This window comes from Bremerella cremea (genome assembly GCF_003335505.1).
In the GTDB taxonomy this organism is placed as follows: Bacteria; Planctomycetota; Planctomycetia; order Pirellulales; family Pirellulaceae; genus Bremerella; species Bremerella cremea_A.
The window spans coordinates 171,595-192,883 of record NZ_QPEX01000034.1 but is presented as its reverse complement, the minus strand read 5'-3'; the positions used below and the strand labels follow the sequence as shown (position 1 = coordinate 192,883).

Annotated in this window: 24 protein-coding genes; 13 read left to right on the top strand and 11 right to left on the bottom strand. The window is 53.6% G+C overall.

The genetic code is table 11. The features are described from left to right. Positions 1–11: 11 nt before the first annotated feature. The 5 genes from DTL42_RS17750 to DTL42_RS17730 form a co-directional block, all read right to left on the bottom strand. On the bottom strand, positions 12–572 hold the full coding sequence (locus tag DTL42_RS17750) for an HD domain-containing protein (RefSeq protein WP_114370416.1): 561 nt from the start codon (positions 570–572) through the stop codon (positions 12–14). 23 nt (positions 573–595) lie between these two features. Continuing rightward, positions 596–994, bottom strand: coding sequence for an aminoacyl-tRNA hydrolase (pth2, locus tag DTL42_RS17745; RefSeq protein WP_199590166.1), 399 nt, complete (start codon positions 992–994; stop codon positions 596–598). Between the two features lie 58 nt (positions 995–1,052). Continuing rightward, on the bottom strand, positions 1,053–1,751 hold the full coding sequence (locus DTL42_RS17740) for an SAM-dependent methyltransferase (RefSeq protein ID WP_114370414.1): 699 nt from the start codon (positions 1,749–1,751) through the stop codon (positions 1,053–1,055). A 2-nt stretch (positions 1,752–1,753) separates the two neighbouring features. Further along, the gene (locus tag DTL42_RS17735; RefSeq protein WP_114370412.1) at positions 1,754–2,137 is read right to left on the bottom strand and encodes a hypothetical protein; all 384 of its coding nucleotides are present in this window, start codon (positions 2,135–2,137) and stop codon (positions 1,754–1,756) included. Between the two features lie 96 nt (positions 2,138–2,233). Then, on the bottom strand, positions 2,234–3,058 hold the full coding sequence (locus DTL42_RS17730; protein ID WP_114370410.1) for an ATP-grasp domain-containing protein: 825 nt from the start codon (positions 3,056–3,058) through the stop codon (positions 2,234–2,236). A 171-nt stretch (positions 3,059–3,229) separates the two neighbouring features. Here DTL42_RS17730 and DTL42_RS17725 point away from each other — a divergent pair, with 171 nt between their 5' ends. Then, positions 3,230–4,084 (top strand): deoxyribonuclease IV, encoded by an 855-nt coding sequence (locus tag DTL42_RS17725; RefSeq protein WP_234824254.1) that lies wholly within the window; start codon positions 3,230–3,232, stop codon positions 4,082–4,084. 76 nt (positions 4,085–4,160) lie between these two features. Here the strand turns inward: DTL42_RS17725 and DTL42_RS17720 are convergent, their stop codons facing one another. Next, positions 4,161–4,739 (bottom strand): PH domain-containing protein, encoded by a 579-nt coding sequence (locus DTL42_RS17720; protein WP_114370406.1) that lies wholly within the window; start codon positions 4,737–4,739, stop codon positions 4,161–4,163. Between the two features lie 342 nt (positions 4,740–5,081). On the opposite strand from DTL42_RS17720, the gene nrdR reads away from it, so the two are divergent. Then, on the top strand, positions 5,082–5,564 hold the full coding sequence (nrdR, locus tag DTL42_RS17715; RefSeq protein WP_114370404.1) for a transcriptional regulator NrdR: 483 nt from the start codon (positions 5,082–5,084) through the stop codon (positions 5,562–5,564). A 55-nt stretch (positions 5,565–5,619) separates the two neighbouring features. On the opposite strand, the gene DTL42_RS17710 is transcribed toward nrdR, so the two are convergent. Then, complete coding sequence (locus DTL42_RS17710) at positions 5,620–6,669, bottom strand: alpha/beta hydrolase (protein WP_114370403.1); 1,050 nt, start codon at positions 6,667–6,669, stop codon at positions 5,620–5,622. A 270-nt stretch (positions 6,670–6,939) separates the two neighbouring features. Here DTL42_RS17710 and map point away from each other — a divergent pair, with 270 nt between their 5' ends. Beyond that, positions 6,940–7,698 carry a type I methionyl aminopeptidase gene (map, locus tag DTL42_RS17705; protein ID WP_114370501.1) on the top strand — a complete coding sequence of 253 codons (759 nt, stop codon included), beginning with the start codon at positions 6,940–6,942 and terminating at the stop codon, positions 7,696–7,698. A gap of 9 nt (positions 7,699–7,707) precedes the next feature. On the opposite strand, the gene DTL42_RS17700 is transcribed toward map, so the two are convergent. The 3 genes from DTL42_RS17700 to DTL42_RS17690 form a co-directional block, all read right to left on the bottom strand. Next, on the bottom strand, positions 7,708–8,664 hold the full coding sequence (locus DTL42_RS17700) for a polyprenyl synthetase family protein (protein WP_234824252.1): 957 nt from the start codon (positions 8,662–8,664) through the stop codon (positions 7,708–7,710). A 179-nt stretch (positions 8,665–8,843) separates the two neighbouring features. After that, on the bottom strand, positions 8,844–9,326 hold the full coding sequence (moaC, locus tag DTL42_RS17695) for a cyclic pyranopterin monophosphate synthase MoaC (RefSeq protein ID WP_114370498.1): 483 nt from the start codon (positions 9,324–9,326) through the stop codon (positions 8,844–8,846). Between the two features lie 322 nt (positions 9,327–9,648). Beyond that, positions 9,649–10,221, bottom strand: coding sequence for a helix-turn-helix domain-containing protein (locus tag DTL42_RS17690; RefSeq protein WP_105328559.1), 573 nt, complete (start codon positions 10,219–10,221; stop codon positions 9,649–9,651). A 679-nt stretch (positions 10,222–10,900) separates the two neighbouring features. Between DTL42_RS17690 and DTL42_RS17685 the strand changes: the two genes are divergently transcribed. The 3 genes from DTL42_RS17685 to DTL42_RS17675 all read left to right on the top strand — a co-directional run bounded on the left by DTL42_RS17685 (position 10,901) and on the right by DTL42_RS17675 (position 13,304). After that, positions 10,901–11,620: a hypothetical protein gene (locus DTL42_RS17685; RefSeq protein ID WP_147274326.1), complete on the top strand. Its 720-nt coding sequence runs from the start codon at positions 10,901–10,903 to the stop codon at positions 11,618–11,620. An 89-nt stretch (positions 11,621–11,709) separates the two neighbouring features. Then, positions 11,710–12,363 carry a hypothetical protein gene (locus DTL42_RS17680; RefSeq protein ID WP_114370399.1) on the top strand — a complete coding sequence of 218 codons (654 nt, stop codon included), beginning with the start codon at positions 11,710–11,712 and terminating at the stop codon, positions 12,361–12,363. A 5-nt stretch (positions 12,364–12,368) separates the two neighbouring features. Further along, on the top strand, positions 12,369–13,304 hold the full coding sequence (locus DTL42_RS17675; protein ID WP_114370397.1) for a hypothetical protein: 936 nt from the start codon (positions 12,369–12,371) through the stop codon (positions 13,302–13,304). A 225-nt stretch (positions 13,305–13,529) separates the two neighbouring features. On the opposite strand, the gene DTL42_RS17670 is transcribed toward DTL42_RS17675, so the two are convergent. Further along, positions 13,530–15,044, bottom strand: a complete 1,515-nt coding sequence (locus DTL42_RS17670) for an amidohydrolase (RefSeq protein ID WP_234824257.1) — start codon at positions 15,042–15,044, stop codon at positions 13,530–13,532. On the opposite strand from DTL42_RS17670, the gene DTL42_RS26830 reads away from it, so the two are divergent. The 7 genes from DTL42_RS26830 (at position 14,976) to DTL42_RS17640 (ending at position 21,268) form a co-directional block, all read left to right on the top strand. After that, complete coding sequence (locus tag DTL42_RS26830) at positions 14,976–15,164, top strand: hypothetical protein (protein WP_234824258.1); 189 nt, start codon at positions 14,976–14,978, stop codon at positions 15,162–15,164. The genes DTL42_RS17670 and DTL42_RS26830 overlap by 69 nt on opposite strands. A 1,291-nt stretch (positions 15,165–16,455) precedes the next feature. Beyond that, the gene (locus DTL42_RS17665) at positions 16,456–17,169 is read left to right on the top strand and encodes a DUF6193 family natural product biosynthesis protein (protein WP_114370393.1); all 714 of its coding nucleotides are present in this window, start codon (positions 16,456–16,458) and stop codon (positions 17,167–17,169) included. Positions 17,170–17,237: 68 nt separating this feature from the next. Continuing rightward, a complete protein-coding gene (locus DTL42_RS17660; protein WP_114370391.1) occupies positions 17,238–17,741 on the top strand; it encodes a hypothetical protein in 504 nt (167 codons plus the stop codon). Between the two features lie 156 nt (positions 17,742–17,897). Continuing rightward, on the top strand, positions 17,898–18,041 hold the full coding sequence (locus tag DTL42_RS26355; RefSeq protein ID WP_158545439.1) for a hypothetical protein: 144 nt from the start codon (positions 17,898–17,900) through the stop codon (positions 18,039–18,041). A gap of 678 nt (positions 18,042–18,719) precedes the next feature. Next, positions 18,720–19,394: a DUF2314 domain-containing protein gene (locus DTL42_RS17650; protein WP_114370387.1), complete on the top strand. Its 675-nt coding sequence runs from the start codon at positions 18,720–18,722 to the stop codon at positions 19,392–19,394. Positions 19,395–20,117: 723 nt separating this feature from the next. Continuing rightward, positions 20,118–20,693 (top strand): hypothetical protein, encoded by a 576-nt coding sequence (locus DTL42_RS17645; protein WP_114370386.1) that lies wholly within the window; start codon positions 20,118–20,120, stop codon positions 20,691–20,693. 47 nt (positions 20,694–20,740) lie between these two features. Next, entirely contained in the window at positions 20,741–21,268 is a 528-nt protein-coding gene (locus DTL42_RS17640) for a hypothetical protein (protein ID WP_114370384.1), read from the top strand. The last annotated feature ends 21 nt before the right edge of the window (positions 21,269–21,289 follow it).

The following is a 21,289-nucleotide window of genomic DNA, read 5'->3' as shown; positions in this document are numbered from 1 at the left end:
GGCGGAAGCGATTAGGCTGCCGGACCGACCACCGTCGTCAGGTTTTCCAGATCACATTGCATGGCCGCGACTACCTCCCGGCCAAACGTCGACGTGATTTCCTTCTTCCTGGCCTCGAAGGCCTGGTACACCGCTGCCGCTTTCCAGAAGTAAATCCGCGCGTAAGACGGATCGATCCGCAGAAAGTCCTCGACGTTGCAAAATCGATCGGCCAACTTCACGACCACCGCTTCAGTCGGTGTTCGGTGTTGGTCTTGAAACCCAGCCAAGTAAGCTTCCTTCGTTTGCACCGCCGGATCGAACGTCAATGCGACGACCAACCGCGTGGCAGACGCACCAATCAAGGGAAGCAGCGAATCAGACGTCGCCTCGGTATCTTCGATCGCATCATGAAACAGAGCCGCTTTCCAAGTCTCCCCGTGTGCATAGCGATCGATCCCCCAGCTACAGATGCGTTGGACGACTTGCAAAGGGTGAATCAGGTACGGCATTCCTCCTTGCTTGCGAATTTGCCCTGCGTGCAATTGGGCAGCAGCAACAGTAAGTTGGCCGAACTGGTCGTCCCAAGTCATGCGTAACCTCTTGTGCGGTAGCCTTATAACAGCTGCAAATGTCCGGTGACCTGGTCGATCTTCTCGACCAAGTCAGGCCCAATCGCCAGGCAAGTCCGTGTCGGCTGGCCATGAAATTCGGTCCGCCCGATATCGGTGATCAAATGCACCGACAACCCCGCTGCGACCGCTTGATCGTGAATGGCCATCAACTCTTCTTCACTATCAACCCGGCAACAAACCTTGGCGAACGCTTCCGACAACCAGATTTGCTCGACCTCTGAAAAATCAGCCAGCGAAATCGAACCTTTCTCGCGCAGCTTGTCACACAGAAACGCCATCGACGCGTGCGCCCCCTGAGCAATCTGCTTCCCCCGTCGCATCTTCAAATCGTGCCGCATGCAAATAACCTGCTTAATGCGGGTTGTTCCTTCCGTGCTCATCGTGGTTGAATCCTATTCTGGGATGCCGAACGGTTAACGAAATAACATAGTCCAGAAGTCAATTCCGGCCAGTCCCCGTCTTCTGGAGTACCAGCATCTCGTTGGCACCTTTCTGGAACTCGTACGGCACGCGAACAATCTTTGCCGTATGCCCTTCGAATTCGACTTGGCGGATGACTTCTCGGACGAATGGGCTCGGCTGTCGGTCGAGTTGGAGCAGGGGAAAGATGCGAACCTGGCTGGCCACACGCAATAAGCTGGCGATTGAACGACGATGGAACTCGGCCCCCAGCGCGCCGTACAAAAACAAAAAGTGCGAGCACAATGCCACGTCGAACTGGTCGTCGGGGAAGGGGAGATCTGGCAACTCGGCCGCAACGTAGCGTCCTTCTTGCAAGCCGTGCGGATAATCCTTGAGGAAGGTTTGCATTGACTGGCTGCGGACTTGCCCGAGCGTTTCGATATCGGAAATCGTTTTGTTCCAGACGAAGCCATCTTGGTTCTCGCGCGTTTGCTGCAGCACCATCTGGAAACAAGCATCGATGCGTCCCTGAATTTCCTCTGCCGTAAAGTAGTACAGCGGATCGCATGAAACGATCTGCCTGCCGCACCGTGTCCACCCCGCATTAAACGCCGCCGGCCCATCAGCGCACCCCAAAAGCCGGCAATCCGGTGATAACTTCTCTAGATCGAACATGCGTACATATTCATCTAAGGAACGCCCCCACGGCACCACATTGTCTAACGTAAACGGCATGCTTACTCGCTCTCCTCGTCCTGATCGAGAATCTCTTCAATGGCGTCATACTGGGCTTCTTCCAGCAGCCACGCTGGGGCCACATTCTGACCGAGCAACAACTTCACGGCACTTTCGCGGCAAAACGAACAGGGGGTGTGAAAATAGACAATCTGTCCCAGATCAGCAACGTCGGCATCGGCGTTCTCTTTGAGCACGTAAAGAATATCGGTCAAGATTCCATGCCGTTGAAAATCGTTTTCAGGAAGCTTGATCGCTTGCAGAATTCGCCTCTCATCCCCAGGCTCGAAGTTGTTCTTAAAAAGGTCGATCGCCGATGCCTTGTCACCCTGTTCCAATTGTTCGAGCGCAAAGCGGCGTACCTCGGCACTGCGCAGGTTGGCCAACGCCTGAAATGCAGGTCGTCGGACTTCCTGAGTTGCGTGCAGAGCAGCATCAGCTTTTCTGCAAGGGTTGCAGAGAAGACAGTCGCTGAGAATACCTCAAGAACGCTCGATTTCTAGAATATTCTGCCATAAAGCAATCGGGGATACACCGGCATAGCCACTCTCTTGGCCATCGTTGCACTCGATGACGATCCAATTCCCATCGACGGTCATTGCCAAATCAATTACCAGAAATGGTACGTCAATCAGTTTGGCCGTAGACTCCGCCAGACGAAGAGCTTCTGATCTCTCGTTGGCTGACCATTGGTACGTGCGACCTTCCCACCAATAGCGACCGCCACCTACGAACTGATTTCTCCACCAGAAGGTTCTAAACTCAAAAGAGCTATCGACCTTGCCTTGGGAATTCCCTTCAACGGGACGCAAGCGAACAAAGTCCCGTACGACTACCGATTGCCAACTCAAGATAGGATCGCTTGCATATCTCACCATGATGTAATCGAACTCAGATGGCGAATTGGCAATCGACAGCGACTTCTGATGCCGACTGGTTTGCCGTGACCCTTTGACAAAGACAGGAAATTGAAACGACTCAGCAACGGCCTCTCCCGTGGGTGTCTCGGCGTAAACTTTGCTTTGTGGGGTACTTCCTTCGAGCAGCGGATACCACTGGCCAAACTCGCTCGCCTTATCATGTTGCTCCGGCGTGTGAATGAGGCGTATACCTTCGCTCAGCAGTGCTTCATACTCGACCCGATATTCTTCGAATGCCCCGCATCGCCCAACAGCCGTTACTTCAGGGGAACGTTGCCATGGTTGCCGACATGGAAAGAAGCTGCGGAAATCGAAATCATAGATCCCGACGCCGATTGGTTTGCTCCAAACCCAGAGGATGTCAGCAAGCAAGAGAAGTTCCGCCACGAATTACTTTTCCTCAAATCAATTTGGCATCGAACGGCACGGACGAAATACCAGCGTTTTTTGCCTCTTCCCCCATCAACCCCTACAAGGCTTATAGCGGGTGCCCAACGGTTTTGATACCCTACGACCCTAACATTATGGTACTGCAACTGTTCTGGAAAGATATTCATCATGCCTCTCCTTGGTGCCCACATGTCGATCGCCGGCGGCTATTACAAAGCAGTCAACGCCGCTGCCGACGAGGACATGAATGTCGTTCAGCTTTTCTGCAAGAATAACAATCAGTGGCGGGCCAAGGCCATTTCAGATAAAGATGTCGAACTGTTTCAAACGGCCCTAGCCGAGCGAAATGTTGAGGCCCCCCTTTGCCATGCATCGTACTTGATCAATCTGGCCTCCCCCAAGGACGAGCTATGGGAGAAGTCGATCGAAGGTCTGAAGCTGGAGATGGAGCGATGCGAGCAACTGGGAATTCCTAACCTCGTTTTTCATCCGGGGGCTCACGTCGAAGCGACCTTGGAAGAAGGAATCGAGCGGATTATTCTCGCTATCGATCGTCTGCACAAGGAACTGCCTGACTGCCCGGTGACGCTGCTGCTAGAAACCACCGCAGGGCAGGGGACCTGCATTGGTCACAAGTTCGAGCACTTGCAAGCAATTCTGCAAGGGTTGAAACAAGAAGCTCGCGTGGCCGTTTGTCTCGATACATGCCACATATTCGCCGCAGGCTATCCGATTTCGGAAGAGAAAGATTTTAAGGCGACCTTCAAAGACTTTGACAAGCTGATCGGCTTTCACAAGCTGCGGGCAATTCACTTGAACGACAGCAAGAAGGAATTGGGCAGCCGCGTCGACCGCCACGATCACATCGGCGAAGGAAAAATCGGTGTCGAGGCGTTTCGGCACCTGTTAAACGATCGCCGCTTCAAGAAGATTCCGCTGTACTTAGAAACCCCGAAGGGGGAAGAAGATGGAATCTCTTTCGATAGTAAAAATCTGGCCACGCTCCGCTCGCTGGTCAAATGAGCGTCTGGCGACCAGAACAGGACCCACGTTGGTTGGATCCTGTTCAGTTGACGTTTTCGCACGAAAAACGATCCGCTTAGACCGATTCGATGTACACGCCACGGCGATCACGTTCGGCCTGACGGGCATCGTCGATCATTAAGGCCACTTTCCTTACATCCTTAATCCCATGCAGGCGTAGTTCTGGATGGGTGCGATCGCTGGAGGTGATTTTGATGGTTCCGACATTAAACATGCGGTCCATAATCCCTTGCTCAATCGTCACATCGTCGACGTCGATCACTTCGATACGATCGGTGGTTCGGTTAATGACGCCAGATTCGTGGATAAAGCGGCGATTGGTCAGCTCGTAAGCGACCCCTAACTTGATCCACCAAACGCGAATTCCTTGGATAATCCACAGAACAGGGATGGCGATCAGCGAAATGATGATCATTGGCGGGAAAAAGATACTTGCCGCGATCAAACCGATCGTGATCAGCCCCAGAATGATGAAGCTGCCGCTTTGATCGACCGCCGAGTATCCTCCCTGCCAGATCGTTTCATCCGGGCCTCGTTCACCCCGCCGATGGGTTGCAGAGAACTTTTCCGCTGGGTCTGGCTGGGCTGGATCTGAAGCGGTATGACCGGCATCCTGTGGTTGGCTGGCATCCATCGCTCAACTCCTTATGGTTGTTCGGGGCAGGGGTTTCGACCCGCGTGGTTGTTGAAAACACATATTGCGTATCGAACGTTATTCGCAAAAACGAGACCATTCTTGCCGAAAATCTTCGTGCATTATAAAGGTTCGCCCGCTGCAAAAAAGCATCTGATCGAATGACTTTTGCCAAATGCCGTGCTGGAGACAATGTACGGAAATACAGGTTATCTTGTTAGTAGTTCGATACTTAGCTTGCTCAATTGGCCACTTCAGGCCACACTATGAAGATTCAAGTCGTTTCCTTGGTGAACGCGTTGAAATATTCTTGCAGCGTTTTCCTGTTTCCGAGTAAGCCCTATGCGATGCCCGTTTTGTCGAGCGGATCACGACCGAGTGATCGATTCTCGCGCCAGTCAAGACAGTTTCTCGATCCGCCGCCGGAGGGAGTGCCTGGACTGTAAGCGTCGTTATACGACTTACGAACGGGTTGAGGAACTCGACATCAAGATTGTCAAAAAGGACAACGTCCGCGAACCGTTTGCTCCTGAGAAGATCAAACGCGGTTTAGCGTTGGCCTGCTGGAAACGCCCCATCAGCGAAGCCCAAATCGAAGCGATCGTGGCTGCCGTCGAAAGCGAAATCTATTCGCAGTACGAAGGGGAAATCGAAAGCCGCCAAATCGGTGAAATGGTCATGCAGCATCTGCATGGGATCGATCAGGTAGCCTATGTCCGTTTTGCGAGCGTCTATCGCGAGTTCAAAGACGTCCGCGACTTCGTCGACGAGCTACAACCGATGCTAAAGAAGTACGCCCCCAGCGTGCCCAAACCTTCAAGCTAAAAAAGGTTGGGCACCCTTTTTGGGTTTGTCTACTCTTCGCACTGCAGCAAGATGGCTAATTCGGTTCGTAACCCTGCCACATCCAAACCAGCGTATCGGCCAGGGTTAAGTCATAGACGTTGCCGTCGCAGTGACGGGTTGCTTTGCTGAAGACGAAGCGGTAATCGTAACCTTTCTTCTGCAGTGCTTCCGCCGTGCGGTAATTGGCCATCACCCAGTTGTGATAGGTCTCTTCCGGGTCTTTCGCACGGTTGTCGTTTTCGGAAACGTGGGTGAAGATGCGGAGCGGTTTCTTTTCGCTGTTCTCGATCAGCTTCATACTCGAGTGATATTCCCAGGCACCCAGCGGGTAATCTTTTTCTTCCGGCGCGTCGTCGTCCTGTTGATCCACAAAAGTGCCCGAGTAGGTAATGATGCGGCGGAACAGATCAGGGCGGAACCAACCGGCCGTCAGCGCCGCCGCACCGCCGGAACTGCAGCCCATGATTCCCTTGCCCCACGGATCTTCGGTAAACGCCAAGTGAGGATAAGCGGCTCGGATCTCCTTGTTGTTCAACACGGCCGGCAAGACTTCGTCGTTAATGAAACGGGCAAAGCGATCTGACATCGTGTCGTACTCCAAACCGCGTTGGCTGCCTTTGCTGTCGTCCCCACCGTTCTCGACACCAATCGCAATGAATGGGGGCAAGCGACGGGCAGGATCTTTCGCAATCGTTAGATTATCGAGCGCGTTACGCACCAGATTCATCCGACTGGGACCATCCAACATGACCAAGATCGGTGCCTTCGTACCATCTTTATATTCCGCCGGAATGTAGACGAAGATCTTTCGCTCCTTACGAACCTTCTTCTTCGGGTCGAGCGTGGTATCTTTGCCGTCGAAAATCTTGCTTTCCGCCAGCGGCATCGAAAATTGAAAATACTTTCCCTGTGGATTTCCTTGATCGGTCAGAGCAGGGTCGATCTGGTATTCAGGCCCAACGACAAAATCGCCGTTGCCTTGACTCCTTGGATTTGGGCTCTCGTTTTCCTGAGCTTGAGCCGTCCAGCAAAAGAAGCCAGTCAACAAGATGAACGTCGTACAGATGCGATAGGCATGCGTCATGATGAGGTCGATTCCTATTCGGTGGAGGTCGTTTCTTAACAGAACGTAAGAGCAAGGAGGCGGGATTCTTCCAAGATATCTTAACAACCAGCGGTTGGCTTTGCTTGCCTATCAGACGACCAACCGAAGAATCTTTTCCAGCGACATGCCCTCGCCAGGCCAGTCTGCCCGAAGGGGTACTGGTCGCCGGTCAGTTCCAGTAATATTACTTGGAAGCGTTTCTCTGTGATTGTCAGCCCTGTTCCTCATCGTTTGAAAATCGAGTGCCCCATGACCATTGAAAATCAGGATGACATGAACGGGGTACTTAACGCCGGTCAGGTGGTTGCTTACGTCCGCGACAAAATGCTGAGTGCCATTGAGCCAGGCATCACGACGATGGAACTCGACGCACTCGGTGGCAGCCTGCTCGACCGGATGGGCGCCCGGTCTGCCCCACGTATTACTTACGATTTCCCTGGTTCGACTTGCATTAGCGTGAATGAAGAAGCCGCCCATGGTATCCCTGGCCCGCGCATCATTCAGGCAGGGGATATCGTCAACGTCGATGTCTCGGCGGAACTCGACGGCTACTTTGCGGATACCGGCGGCACAATCGTTGTCCCGCCCATCAGTGACGTAAAAGCGAGGCTATGCCACGCCACGCAGTTGGCTTTAGACAACGCGATGCATGAAGCCAGAGCGGGGGCGCCGGTCAATCGGATCGGCCATGCGATCGAGCAGATTGCGAAAACGCACGGCTTTCAAACGGTTCGAAACGTCGGTGGTCATGGCATCGGGCGAAGTCTTCACGAAGAGCCCGAAGGCATCTCTGGCTATTTCAATCGGAACGATCAACGTCGTTTGAAGTTAGGCCAGGTCATCGCTATCGAGCCGTTTCTTTCGACTCGAAGCACCCATCTGATCGAAGCGAAGGATGGGTGGACACTGATCGCCCACCCAGAGAATTTGACCGCTCAATTCGAGCACACGGTTATTGTCACACGCGGCGCACCAATTATCGCCACGCTCTCTGCCGACGCTCGATAACGGGAAGCGTTAATAGCAGCGTTTGAGAACGAACTCGGCCAATTGGCGGAGGGCTGCGGTGGCGTCGTTATCGGGCCACTGCGAGATCGACGAAAGCGCCGTTTCGACATAACTGATCGCCGTCTCGCGGGCGTAGGCGGCGCTGTCGAATTCTTCTAGCCAAGCTTGAATTTGGCCAGGAGAAGGCTCCGCAGAACCGAGCACTTCCAGCATCTTGGTTTTGGTTGCGGTCGGTGCAACCTTCAACGCGTGGATCAGCGGTAAGGTCGGCTTGCGCTGGGCCAAATCGGTTCCTAAGGTCTTGCCGGTCTGGTCGGTGTCTCCTTCGATGTCGAGCAAGTCGTCGACAATCTGAAAAGCGATTCCCAAGCAGCGACCATACTCAGCCGCTTGCTGGCCAGCCTCTTCCGGCGACTCGGCATAAGTCGCCCCCAGTTCGCAAGCACACTGACAAAGCACGGCGGTCTTGGCTTCGATGATCGAAAGGTATTCGTCTTCGCTCAGGTCGAAGCGCCCCTTGGTCGTGATCTGACGCAGTTCCCCTTCGCAGACGACATTGGTCGCCTGACCAATCTTGCGAGCCGCCAACGTCGTGGGAAGCGTGCTGGCCAGGTAGAACGCATGGGTGAAGAGGAAGTCGCCCACCAAGACGCTCGACTCGGTTCCCCAGCGATGATGAATCGTTGGCAAATGGCGTCGAGTTTCGGCCCCATCGAGCACATCGTCGTGGATCAGCGTGGCGGTATGAACCATTTCCAGCACCGCGCCAAGCTTGTGATGGGCAGGGGTCAACTTGCTCCAAGCTTGACCGCAAAGAAGGACCAAGGCAGGTCGAAGTCGCTTACCCCCCAGCAAGTATCCATAGGAAACAATATCGCTAACCGCAGGGAACTTCGAGGACATTTCCCGCTTGAGTATTGCCTCGACCTCGGCCAGATCCGATTCGATCCCGCCATAGCAACGCATCAATGTTCCAGCTTCAGGAGCCGACGATGTTTGATTAGTAGCGGGATTCACGTTCAGTTTGACTTTCGTCTAGTTTTCCGTGTTCAGCGTTCTGTCTTCAGCAATCGGCAAGGAAATGCACATAACGTCATTCTTCCTCCCTTGCTGAAGACGGAACCCTGAAAACTTCCAACGACCTCCTAAGGATTGTTCTCTCGCACGTACGTACCCGACTTGCCGCCAGACTTCTTCATCAGGCGAACTTGACGGATTTCCATGCCACGATCGATCGCCTTGCACATGTCGTACACCGTGAGGGCAGCAACGGATGCCGCCGTCATGGCTTCCATTTCTACGCCTGTTTTGGCGGTCACGCGAGCTGTCGCGGTGATTCGCAAGTTTGTTAGATCGTCGAACTTAAACACGATGTCCAAACTTTCCAACGGCAGTCCATGGCACAGCGGGATCAGTTCATCGGTTCGCTTCGCAGCCATGATACCGGCCAAGCGTGCGACCTGCAGGACCTCTCCCTTTTTGTTCTGGTTTTCGCGGATGGCTTCCCCGGTTTCGGCCAGCATCGTCACGCACGCCTCAGCCACGGCTTCTCGAACCGTCGGCTGCTTCTGTCCGACATCGACCATGTGGGCCGCGCCAGAGCTATCGAGATGCGTGAAATCGGCCATGGGAATCCCCCAACCTAAAACCGCGAAACCCTCCATGTTAAGTCGATTTAGCAATTTCCAGTAGGGGCGTTCCCAGGATTTCCTGAGCGGCCAACCCGCACCACCCGTCTAGGGTACACGCAAGACCAATGCAAGCTCCTTGTCTGCTCGAAAAAATCGAGGGATTGCGGGGGGCGACTCTTCCCCTTTCCTTAGGCGAAACCGCAGGACAAATGGTCGGCATAACACGGAATACCTGGGAACAATCCATAAAAAAAGACGCCGCGAAATTCATCGCGGCGTCTTTTTAAGCTCGGATTGTGGTAACCCCGAAGGCTTGGTCTTAGACCAGTTCCTTCTTAGCACCGATCAAGGTTCGTAGGCGTTCTGCCAGCAAAGCCGCGTCGAACGGCTTCTTGAACGTCTCATTGATCGTGGATCGATCGAAGCTCATTGAGCTTCCATCGTCGGGTAGCAAGGCAATCAGAATCGTTTCCGAAAAATCGGGATTCCGACGCAGATTCTGGCAAATCTGCAACGCCTCGATACGACCGATCGAGAAGTCCACGATAATGCAGTCCGGGTGAAAACCTTCGGCTTGAATTCCCGCCTCAAAACCACTCGCGGCCACGCAGACCTTGAATGCTTTTTCGAGCGGAAGTTCGCGACGCAAATTTTCAACCAATACTTGGTCCTGAGCGACGATAAGCACCTTGGCCATGGCTTCGTCTTCCAGGTCGCCAAGGGGCATTCCGTGTTCTTTCAGGAACTTGATCAAATATTCCCGCGGGATTCGTCGGTCCTGGGATCCAGGAATACGATACCCCTTAAGTCGGCCCGAATCGAACCACTTGCTCACAGTGCGGGGGGCCACTTTGCAGATCTTTGCGACCTGTCCTGTTGTGAAGACCTTCATCACAGGCTCTCCATTACTCTTTCGTTGAGTTGACCTCCACAGTGTTTCCGGTTCTGGCGGAAACACGAAAATCGCCCCTCATCTTCGTCTTGGACTCTTCTGGCGATCCCTCGCACATGGCTATGGGCAGAGTCGCAATCCTTCGATGTCTGGGTCAGGGCGCTACAAACGCTGCTTCTCTTGTGGCTCGTACTCAGATCCTTCTGAACCGTGCCGTTCAAGCGGAAACCAAAGAGCCACTACTTGGGAATGATTCACCAGGGCAGTTCTTACGAACCAACCTGGCTCACCTATCACGCAGCGGTCGGCGATACGGTGACCAGTGGGAGAACCGAAACAGAACAACTGTCGTCACGGATGAGGTCACACCCATGGCGCAGTATTGGTTTGTTAAAGATTCCCCCCTTGGCCGGCTGCTAACTCTTTCCAACTGCAACAAGTGCTGCAATCAGGAAGCGTGTAACAGACCTTCCGAGAGTTAATTTCGAAGTTTCGGGGGTACTTTCTTTAGCATCTTTCCGATCTGTTTGGCGCGATCTTCAAAATCACACCCAACGCACCGCGCCGTTTGGAGGAGTTATTCTGACTTTAACGGCGTATTGAGGGGCTAGCGGCTGATCCTATCATCCAGAATTATTCGCATGGGCCATTAAAAAGGCCACCAGCGATTCTGCCAGTTGTGCCACGGATGCCCGTACCGGTGGTGGGTTATCAACAGATATTGGGGGCTACAGCAGCGGTGATATTAGTCACCACTGCTATCTCGCTGGTTCAGACTTTTCATCCTAGTTTTACGTTTGCCCACGCTAGCAGCGGCAAGTATCTTGGCGGCATGGATGACGAACAGGAAATTGCAGCAGCTCAAACCTCGCCCGCAGTGACACGCCCCTCGTGGCTACTGATTGCGATCTCGATTCCTTCGATGGTCGCCTGTTTATGGTTCTCTGGCATGCTGCTGGCGGTTGGGTTCGACCATCCACACCTTTTTCTTACCACCCTGACATGCTTGGTCGCTCTGATAGGCCCTGGCATGGTTGCCATGCAGCAATACTTGGGGACCTTTCGGGCGAGTCCATTCGGTGCTCGTTTCTGTATGATCTTCTTTGGTGTTATGGCTTTTCTCGTGTTTCTTCCCACGGTGTTTGCAACTCGTGAACTGTGGTCTTCCAAAATCTCTCAGGTCGAGTTGCTGACAACGCTGGCCAGCATGCTAGGTGTTGTTGTTTTTTTGACAAGCACTTCGGTTATGAACTACTTCCGTTGGAAGCAACTTCAAAGAGCAGAGCAAGCTGGGCCCCCCGTTGGTTGGCCCTGGCGGTTCAGCTTGTTGGAAATCATGGGAATCACCCTGGCAATTGCGATAGTGCTGGGTGGGACTGCCTTCTTCTCGCAGCGTTGAAGTAACGTCAAATAGTTGCGAGCGACGATTCAGGCCGATAGATTGGCGACTGGTATTGATCCCCCCGATTGATTGAAAGGAGTCTTAACATGACGCGAAGCCACGGATTTACGGTTTTGCTCTTAGCGATCTGGGGCCAGGCCTCGTTGGCAGACGAAGCGTTACCGAAGCTCGATCTCGCCGAATGTCCAGAGCCTGTCCAAGCGACCATCGCGCGAGAACTACACGATTTGCAGATTCCCCAGGTCGAGCCAATCGCCAGCGACGATAGCACCCTTTATCGCGTGGTCTACAAGATGGACAACATGTGGTACGAAACCAAAGTCCACGCCGACGGCACACTGCAAAGCAAGCTGCTGGAAAAGAAATTGCGGAACAAAGATTGGGGAGGCACGGCCGAGGTTTACTGGATTGAAGTCACCTACGACCAACAGCCGTACGATTTGTGTGTCAGTGTCGACGGAAAGCTACTCAGCAAACGGCTGCGTGAAAAACCGAAAGAAGAAGAGCCACCCGCCGAGGAAGCAGGCCCAGGCGACATCGCATTGCCCCAGCGCATGCCAGATGCGATCCGAGAACTCGTTCAGCGCGAATCGCGTGGCGGCGAAGTAACCGGTGTGCCGCTGCTGGCCAAAGACAACCCCCGCGTCCCCCATGCCAACTTCCGCTTCGAATGGAGTTTCGGCACGAAGGAAGGGACGAAAGTCAAATTTAAAATCGACCGAACGCCTGCCGTGAAGTAGCCCCGATGACCATTAGCACTACCGAAGCTCCGGCAGAAACCAATCTTGCGCCACCTCGTCCTTCGTGGCTGCTGATCGCTATTTCGCTGGTCAATATGGCACTCGGCGCGGTCACGGCCGCCGTAGGGCTGATCGGCCTGGAATTCGTCTGGCCGGCGTCTCCCTTCACAATGTTCTGCGTCATGATCACGCTCGTCGGCCTCGGCACCACAATCATGCAGTATCTGGGGACGTTTCATCGGAGTTTATTCGGCGCTTGGCTCGGAGGTACTCTGCCTAGTTTTAGCCTGATCCTGTTACTGGCCGTGAAGACCGTTGCTCCTGTTTTACTTTCTCTTGCAGGAGACGTTTCCGTAACCGATTTCATCGCCGAGTCTACCTCCTTTTTTCCCTACATCGTGATCTACGGTCTCGCTTCTTTTGGCGTGAACTTCCATTGGGTTTTCAAGTTACAAGCCTACGCCAAACAATCAGACGAAAAGAAAAGGTTCGCGTTCTCGCTGATGGAAATCTTGGGGCTGTGTATTCTGTTGGCCGTCGTCGTTGCCCCGGCCAGTTACCAGGCCCACCGTAATCCGGCCCTGTACATCGAAAACGCCTCCGTCGCTGACGTTCCTTTGCCCCTGCCGACCGGGGCGCAAGATATTACCTACCAGCGAAACCGCTTCGGCGTAGCGCGTGCCACGTTCGTCGTGGATGAAAAGGTCCTGAAGAACTGGCTACACAAAAACCACGCTGACGATCATTTGAATCTGGAAGAGATCACGACACCCGAACAGATCAGCACACCCAGCTACGAACAACACCTGCTCGGAGACACATTCACCGTAACAAAAGGTTTCCGTGCGACCTGGAGGCTTGGCAACCGGTATATTTCGCTTGTCTACGATCGCCCAAGCGGGACTGCCTACTACTATGAAATGATCATTCCTGCAAAATGAACTCCGCCCCTCAACCCTTGCTCGTCCATCAGATCGCATCGATCCTGTTGATCGCTGTTTTCCTGGCATTTGTTGGCCTGACATGGAACTTCGCATGGCCCCATGGAATTCGGTTGCGGCTTTCGGTGAGGTCACGGCCGCTGCGATGTGGGTGAGGCGAGCACTGATTTGCAAAACAGCCGATACGTGCGAATCTAGTGGCCCGCCTTGGGGAAACATGCCGCGTTATTTGGCGAGCGGAGTGACCGTTCGTTCCTTGCCATCCAGCCAGACACGTAGCGTATTGGCAGTCAACAACTCTTCCGCAGCGCAATTCAGTAGATCGGTGTCCCAGAGTACAAAGTCCGCCCGTTTTCCGATTTCGATAGAGCCGATGTATTGGTCTTGAAAGCCGGCTCGCGCGGCCCAGCGAGTGTAGCTCAGCAGCGCCTCCTGCCGCGTCATGCACTGTTCCGGAAAAAACTGGCTGCCATCTGAAAGTTGCCGGGTGACCGATGCGTACAGGCTGACGCGCGGATCGATCGATTCCACCGGTGCGTCGGTCCCGTTGGCAACGATCGCACAACTGTCGATGAGCGAACGCCAGACGTAGGCACCTTCGGAACTGCGGCGTTCACCCAATCGCTGCAGGACGAAAGGAGCGTCACTTGTGCAATGATTGGCTTGCATTGCAGGGATGACTCCCAACTTTCCAAAGCGGGGAATATCCTCGACTGATAAGTGCTGTGCATGCTCAACTCGCCAACGATGATCATTGCCGGCGTCGGCGCCAAGCACCCGCTCGTAAGTGTCCAGGACTTCGCGGTTGGCCTGATCTCCGATGGCATGCACGCACAATTGCCATTGGTTGGCTTTGCACATTTCTGCGATGCGCTCCAGTTCATCGATCGCGACGGTGTTGAAGCCAACGCTGCCCGGCAGATCGTCGTAAGGCTGTAGCAACCAGGCACCATGCGCTCCCAATGCACCATCAATGGAAACTTTCACGCTCCTCACGCTCAAGAAGCCATTTCCCGCCTGCTCGGTACGCGCAGCGGCTAAACGGCCTTCCAATTCCCGACTACTGGCACGGATCATAACCAGCATGCGCACCTGCAGTTGACCGGCATCGGCCAACTGTCGCAGCTTTTCCGCAAGCTCAAAGCTGCAGCCAGCGTCATGGACAGATGTGATTCCGTATCTCAAGCAGGCTTCACCCGCCAGACGAATCTGCTCGGACAAACGAGCTTGGCGATCGGCAATCGGCACTTGCCGGTCCGCCTTGGCTTTTGCTCGGTAAATGTGCGATTGTGCATTTTCAAGGAAGATGCCAATGGCGTCCCCTTCGGCGTCACGCACGATTTGTCCTCCCGGCGGATCGGGAGTATCGCGATCAATGCCCGCCAATTTCATCGCGGCAGCGTTTGCGAAGCAAGCATGGCCACTCGCGTGGGCAAGAATTATTGGGTGCGTCTCCGTGACTCTGCTCATCGACGTGTGCACGGGATATCCATCGATATTTTCGGTTGGCTCAACCGACCATTTGCTCTGGTGCCAGCCTCGCCCTTCGATCCAATCACCGGCGGGTGTTTGTTTGGCAGCCGACTCGACCTGACGGACAATCGCCTCCCACGAACGGGCTTGACTCAGATTCAGCATTTGCAGCGACTCGCCTAAGCCCACAAAATGCAGATGGCTATCGATCAGTCCCGGCGTAATCGTTTGGCCAGCGGCATCGACGACGGTAGTCTCCGTCCCCATAGTTCTACGCACATCGGCATTGCTGCCCACGGCTACGAAGTGGCCATTTCGAATCGCCACCGCCTCGACCCTTCGAAGCTGATCGTCGCAGGTCACGACATTCGCATTAAGAACAACTAAATCGGCCGGTGACTGAGCGTAGCCATAGCACGCGAATTTTAGGAGCAAGAGACCGAATGCGACCCAGCCCATTATCACCGACAGGGGATGACTGTTGGACCGCATCGGGCGTGGCGTTTGCAACGAATGGGACTCCATGGTCCATCGATCCTTCTAAAAACTGAAATTGCAAAGTTGATCTAGGAACTTTACCACGAACAGGTCGGTAGCCTTCTGGGGCACATTCACGATTTTCGATGTAAAGCAGGATGGCTACTGTTAATGGAAACGGAGAGTCCGCTGCTGTTGAAAGGAGTCGCCATTGCACAGGCCTTCAAGAATCGCATGGGCAGCTAATTCTCCAGGACTTCAACGCCACCGGTCCTGGGCTGGGGCAGATTACGATAAGCCGGCCTTAGACAAACGACGGAACTCCTTTAATGCTTTCAGCTTATCGAACGCCATCTGCAATCGCAACCCGCGCCTAGCATCGGTATTGACCACAACTTGGTACCGCGTAAGCCGGTCCAGATTACCTCTACGAGGCCTCGTGCCGAGTCGCCAATCCTTCAAGCAATCACAGTTCGAGATCGCCCTACCACGCAGCGCCGGCTAAATAGCGTTTGGACAGGCCGCTTATGAATGCCCAGGTCAACTTCGCGAACCTCACCGCCTGTGGCCGATCCGGCCTACCTTCGAAATCTTTACCATTGCTATACGGGAAAGCCCTAACAGCCTGTTGAATTTCTCAGATCGGCTACGTTATTGAGATTAGGGCGATTGCAGCGTTGTGAATTCCTCGACATATCTAGTGGATATGCCTGCGGATTCACGCCTTGCCCTCGCCCCAATCTCAATAACTCGCTGCCGAAGCAGAAAATCAACAGACTGCTAAATGCCATGGCACTGCTCGAATGCCGCGAGCAAAAAGCTCAATCGCCGACTTGTCACCCAGATGATTTTTCGGCCCGTGGAATTTGGCCCAGTCCCAGAATCTACTTCGGTCCAACATACGTCCGACACACCGAGATGCGTACGGTGGGCGTGTCATTTGCCTAATAACAAATGACGGTTCGTCCTGGAGCAGTGTATCGTTTGCCATACAACTGATTTCCGAAGGCTATGACATTCGTCACAGTACAGCAACTCCTTGATTACCGTGGCTTTAGGACGGCGATGATATATACTCATGTTTTGAACCAGGGAGGACGTGGCGGCCGCAGCCTGGTTGATTTCGACAGCCTTGGTTCCGATTAACGTGCGCACGTTATTCGGAAAGGTTCTGAATAAACATTAGTTATGTTACTGAACCATGTCTGATCCTGACCTATACCCAGATCTGCGAAAGGCAGGCGGTCTCTCCGCCGCCTTCAATGTTGCACTTTCTGCCCTAGAGTCTCGTCTGACAGCCAAGGATCTCCCTGAAGATATCCGGTTTGTTAACTATGCTCGCATTGCTGCTGATGATCGATTTTCGCAGGTGTACATCGCAGCCGAGGAACGCCTCTTCCTGATCGATTTCTGGCGTGCAGGGGTGCAGTATGCGAACGCCCAGACCGATAGCCTCGCCCTGTCTGCTAGGCTCATCGACTCGTGGGTTGGCAAGGCCTGTTCTCTGGACGAGTTGTGCAAGTTGCCCGCGATACGGCTTCGCCCCGGAGCCAAGGCCTTTGATGCAGGCAATGAGGTCAACTTCGCGTGGGAACGGTACTTGAGCGATGATGATGATCTTCCAGAGCTAAGGGAGTTGTTCAGGCTAGCGGCGGCGGTTCCCAAGCTGCGCCAGCTCTTCCCGTTCACTAGTCTGCATCGTCTGTGTTTCAGCCGATGCACCGGTTACCCCTATGTATGCGATCTTCCCTACCTCTGTCCATGTGAGGACGGCACGTATGAAGCCAGAGATGCCAAGAATCGGCTATTGTACAAGGGCACGGCAGCTGAAGCAGTGCAAGCTGCAACTGCAATCCTTCCAGCTGACTGCGGTCCAGCTAGACCTGGAACTGCAGATGACTACACCGCAACATAACTAGTCGCTCGAGCGGACGCGGCTTCGCAGCGTCACTCAGCTTTGACGTTACACACAAATTGGTTTCGATGTTTAACCGTTTCATGGAATGGCTTGTTGACGGCATTCGCCTACGTTTGGTCGGTCCAACATTACTTCAGGACATTGAACTTGTGCCACTTGGGGTGACTAACGCCGACGCCACAAGGCTCTACGGTCAGTGCGTAGAAGACGAAATTGGTGAGGAATTCCCGGAGTCACGGTGCTACTCTTATGAGCCAACAGAGTATCATCGGATTGATGTATGGGAGTGGAAATCAACCGTTCACGCGGTCGTCTACTTTTCCGCAATAGGCGATCCGGAACTGGATTTGAAAACGATCCGCGATGCTTACGGCGAGAATCAAGACTGGATTACGATCAACGAGGGATACAATTACCGCCGTGTTGATGGCAATGTACAACTTTGGTGCAGTGCGATGCCAGCAATTGGTGTCGGAACCGAGGAATACATGCGGGCGAAGGCGCAATTTGAACAAGCGACAAAAAACGACATGACAGAACCAAACGATGCACGTGAGTCGCCGGATTGAGTTTTTTTTGAAGTGGCTTGTCGTTCGCGGCGACCACGGGATTTGAGTCGTTCGCTGCTCAGGAAGGCGTGACCTGAGCACGTTGCCAATTTGCCCCAAGTTGCGTCGTACGATACAACGATGCAAGTCTAGACTTAGAAAAGTTCCGGCAACATCATGGAATTTGAACCGGACGAGTGGCAAGCCACGACCGATGTCCCTCAACCTTCGTGGCTTCATGCTGGGCTATCGTTTTTGGTCATCGTGGTCAGTTTGACCTTATTTGCTCTGTTAATCCCGCTCCTTTTCATCCCCCGTTAAAGTGGCTTTGTTTTCGCTGCCATTTCTACTGACGGTTATCAAGCTTGGCTGGGAAGCATCGGTTACGCCGCTAACTGCTCGGCAGAAGATGTCTCCCTTGAAATCACGAGCGTTTCGTGTTGGCAGATTGAAGTGGATCAGGTGCATGGGGTCGGTTCGGACTGAGCGTGCAAGGCCACTGCGACGAAGAAGATTGATTAGGCATCGTCGCGCGGTTCCAATGTTCATCGGTAAATCTTGGAGCCGACGTGAAAACACTGACTCTTCGGCGCGACGAGCGTCAGGCAGGCAGGTTCCGCGTGTCACGCACAAAAAGACGTGACCGTTGAGCAGCCAAACGCTAGAATTCGACTGGATGAGGACACGTTCAACGCGAAATTAGGGCAGCCGGCTGGTATTGACTTTTCGTGGGACGAAGGGAAGTTGCGTTACATGATTGCGGGAATGGACGACGATCTCGTAGGTGATCACGCACTAGAGGCTCATGGAACAGACTTGACGCCCGATGAAATCTACCTTACATAAACCAGAACCGGACTATTGCCGTAAGTGATGCCCGCCGACACACTGGCGGATAACAATGCCGTCTACACGGAGCCGCCGATCTCGCGGTTTGCCAGTGGAGCACGTACTCAGGCGGCCCGGTGACGGCCGCGGTCACCCGATTGAATTCGCAACATGAATGACGACGCGAACCTTATACCGATGTTCATACCATCTCTTGGTGCGATCCTAATCGCAGCAGAGGACAAGAAGGGCGAGCCGCTCACGAATAACGAAGTTCTCTCGATCCGCGACAATGCCGCTTGCATCATGATGCGGCATTCTGATGCCGCAAAGTTGGCTGAGTCTCGCGGCTACGACGACATTGATCCAGATAACTGCTGGTACGACTGGCAGATGCTTCGGCGCGAACTTGACCGAAAACCGAAACTCGACCCTGGTGCTCGCGTGGATATGTTCAGCGCGTCCGACCCTGCGTATCAAGAATGTGTTGCAAAGGCACGCGAATCACTCGATGAGTTTCGGTCGATGATTCCTCGGTATGATTCGCATTCGTGCCTAATCAAAACCAGACTTGATGACGGTCAGAGTAGCGGTTTCGTCTGGCTGTTTAACACGACCATTTCCGGCAATAGCTTCACCGCTGAACTATTCGAGGTTCCACCATCGGTTTCGCTGTTGAAGGTCGGACAAGTGCTCGAGGTTGCATTCGCTGATGTAATCGACTGGATGATCAACGATGATGGAACGCTGCATGGCGGTTTCACATTGCGCTACCATCGTGCGAAACTTCCTCCTGACGAACGTGCGGAGTTTGATGCACACGTTGGCGTCACAAAATACGGGTAACCAGTCGGTGAACCTGAGTTGTCTCGTCTTTCGTTTTTCCAACGTCAAATCCGTTGGTCTGCCAACCCGGATACCTCAGTCGTTATCCCGCTATTGATTGATTTACACCGATGGCAAATCTCATCACCAATAAGCACAAGAATCAGCTACACGGGGAACGCCCAACCAAATTTCAAAAACGGCAATCCAATCGACGCATCCGCAAAATGCACCTCGTCGATGACGTGGAACCGTCACCCGGAGGCGGCAACGCTAACAAACACTCCAAACGTAAACGATCAGGGATCTGCCCAATCTGCCTTGCCAAACTGGAACGAAACAATCGAAAGACTCGATACGTGAGCAAATGCTCGTCGTGTCGCGCTCAGTTCGATCCTGATTTAACCTGTTTGCGATGCAAAACAAATCGCGTGTGGCGGGGAAAATCGGAATGCCGATGCAAGGGTTGCGGCAACATCGTAGAATGAACCCGCAAGCAGCCATCCGAAATCGCGGGATAACCATGGGTTGCATACGGAGTTACGGATCACGCGGGTTTTGAAAATTATGCTGTTTGCCGCTGCCCGGTGAGCCCTGCTGTTGCCTTTGCAAAGTACTTGGCTCATCGTTGTGGGCCTAGCCTTTCAAACAATGTAAGGAAGGCGTGACCTGAGCACGTTACCAATTTGACCCATGGTTCATCGTACGATGCAAGTCTAGACTTAGAAAAGTTCCGGCAACATCATGGAATTTGAACCGGACGAGTGGCAAGCCACGACCGATGTCCCTCAACCTTCGTGGCTTCATGCTGGGCTATCGTTTTTGGTCATCGTGGTCAGTTTGACCTTATTCGCTCTGTTAATCCCGCTCCTTTTCCAGATACGGTTAGCGATCGCTTTGTTTTCGCTGCTATTTCTGCTGGCGGTTATTATGCTGGGCTGGGCGCAGTATTGTGCGACGTTTCTCCGCCATCGCAAGGCAGCCGAAGTCGCTATCTGGCTCAATGGAGGGCTGGCAGCGATCAGTGGCATCCTGCTCTTTATGGCCCTTCCTCAAATCCTGGCAATGCTCGTCGCTGAACCGCAGAAGGTCAGCCGCGTCCTTCCCATCGTCACGTTCTTCCTGCTCAGCATGTTGAGTAGCCTCTCGAACTACTTCTGGTGGCAAAAGCTCAAACGTTACCCGGTCGAAGAGTTCAAGGTTCAACGCCGTTTTCGCATCTCGCTAAAAGAAATGCTGCTCGCATTTACGGCGCTAACGTATGTGATCGGCATTATGTCCCTCGTCCATCGCAACGGCGTTCTAAACGGGCCGTTTTAGCATGCCAAGTTGTGGCGAAAAACGTTGCGAGTTCTTATCGTAGGAAGATGGACTCTCCACAGCGTACTTATGGGCAACTCGCTTCCGCAGCAATCGTGATTGCGTGGGGGACTTGGTTTGTGGGGATGATGCTCAGTCGGATCATCAGAAACGATGAATACGTTACATTCATAGGCGTCATCGCGCTTCTAGGCTCAGGGTTGATCGCTCTTCAGCATTATCGTTCAACCTTTCACGCGAACCTCTCAGCCGCTTGCTTCTGCATGGTGTTGACCTGTTGTAGCGCGGTATTCTTTACGGTGATCTTCCTCATCTTCATGTTCATGATGGCCTATCAGTTTTTCACCAAACTGGCATTACCTCCGTTGAACCGACTTGGACTCACCCTGGTTTTCCTGGCGGTCGTGATCAGCATCGCCCGCTCGAACCTTCGCTGGTGGTTAGAGCTTAAGCAGTGGCAGGAAGAGAAGGGGGACCTGTTGCCAACGCATCGCTTCACCTTGCAAGAGGTTTTCCTGCTCACCCTCTGCGTGGGAATCGCCCTGGGAGTCGCTCGCTTCTATTCCAGCTATTAAAATTCGCCAATTGCTCTACGC

Bases quoted from the DNA above. Each gene is read 5' to 3' on its own strand.
- DTL42_RS17750 (WP_114370416.1), bottom strand. From the start codon at position 572: ATGACTTGGGACGACCAGTTCGGCCAACTTACTGTTGCTGCTGCCCAA.
- pth2 (WP_199590166.1), bottom strand. From the start codon at position 994: ATGAGCACGGAAGGAACAACCCGCATTAAGCAGGTTATTTGCATGCGG.
- DTL42_RS17740 (WP_114370414.1), bottom strand. From the start codon at position 1,751: ATGCCGTTTACGTTAGACAATGTGGTGCCGTGGGGGCGTTCCTTAGAT.
- DTL42_RS17725 (WP_234824254.1), top strand. From the start codon at position 3,230: ATGCCTCTCCTTGGTGCCCACATGTCGATCGCCGGCGGCTATTACAAA.
- DTL42_RS17720 (WP_114370406.1), bottom strand. From the start codon at position 4,739: ATGGATGCCAGCCAACCACAGGATGCCGGTCATACCGCTTCAGATCCA.
- nrdR (WP_114370404.1), top strand. From the start codon at position 5,082: ATGCGATGCCCGTTTTGTCGAGCGGATCACGACCGAGTGATCGATTCT.
- DTL42_RS17710 (WP_114370403.1), bottom strand. From the start codon at position 6,669: ATGACGCATGCCTATCGCATCTGTACGACGTTCATCTTGTTGACTGGC.
- map (WP_114370501.1), top strand. From the start codon at position 6,940: ATGACCATTGAAAATCAGGATGACATGAACGGGGTACTTAACGCCGGT.
- DTL42_RS17700 (WP_234824252.1), bottom strand. From the start codon at position 8,664: ATGCGTTGCTATGGCGGGATCGAATCGGATCTGGCCGAGGTCGAGGCA.
- moaC (WP_114370498.1), bottom strand. From the start codon at position 9,326: ATGGCCGATTTCACGCATCTCGATAGCTCTGGCGCGGCCCACATGGTC.
- DTL42_RS17690 (WP_105328559.1), bottom strand. From the start codon at position 10,221: ATGAAGGTCTTCACAACAGGACAGGTCGCAAAGATCTGCAAAGTGGCC.
- DTL42_RS17680 (WP_114370399.1), top strand. From the start codon at position 11,710: ATGACGCGAAGCCACGGATTTACGGTTTTGCTCTTAGCGATCTGGGGC.
- DTL42_RS17675 (WP_114370397.1), top strand. From the start codon at position 12,369: ATGACCATTAGCACTACCGAAGCTCCGGCAGAAACCAATCTTGCGCCA.
- DTL42_RS26830 (WP_234824258.1), top strand. From the start codon at position 14,976: ATGGCTATCGATCAGTCCCGGCGTAATCGTTTGGCCAGCGGCATCGAC.
- DTL42_RS17670 (WP_234824257.1), bottom strand. From the start codon at position 15,044: ATGGGGACGGAGACTACCGTCGTCGATGCCGCTGGCCAAACGATTACG.
- DTL42_RS17665 (WP_114370393.1), top strand. From the start codon at position 16,456: ATGTCTGATCCTGACCTATACCCAGATCTGCGAAAGGCAGGCGGTCTC.
- DTL42_RS17660 (WP_114370391.1), top strand. From the start codon at position 17,238: ATGTTTAACCGTTTCATGGAATGGCTTGTTGACGGCATTCGCCTACGT.
- DTL42_RS26355 (WP_158545439.1), top strand. From the start codon at position 17,898: ATGGAATTTGAACCGGACGAGTGGCAAGCCACGACCGATGTCCCTCAA.
- DTL42_RS17650 (WP_114370387.1), top strand. From the start codon at position 18,720: ATGAATGACGACGCGAACCTTATACCGATGTTCATACCATCTCTTGGT.
- DTL42_RS17645 (WP_114370386.1), top strand. From the start codon at position 20,118: ATGGAATTTGAACCGGACGAGTGGCAAGCCACGACCGATGTCCCTCAA.
- DTL42_RS17640 (WP_114370384.1), top strand. From the start codon at position 20,741: ATGGACTCTCCACAGCGTACTTATGGGCAACTCGCTTCCGCAGCAATC.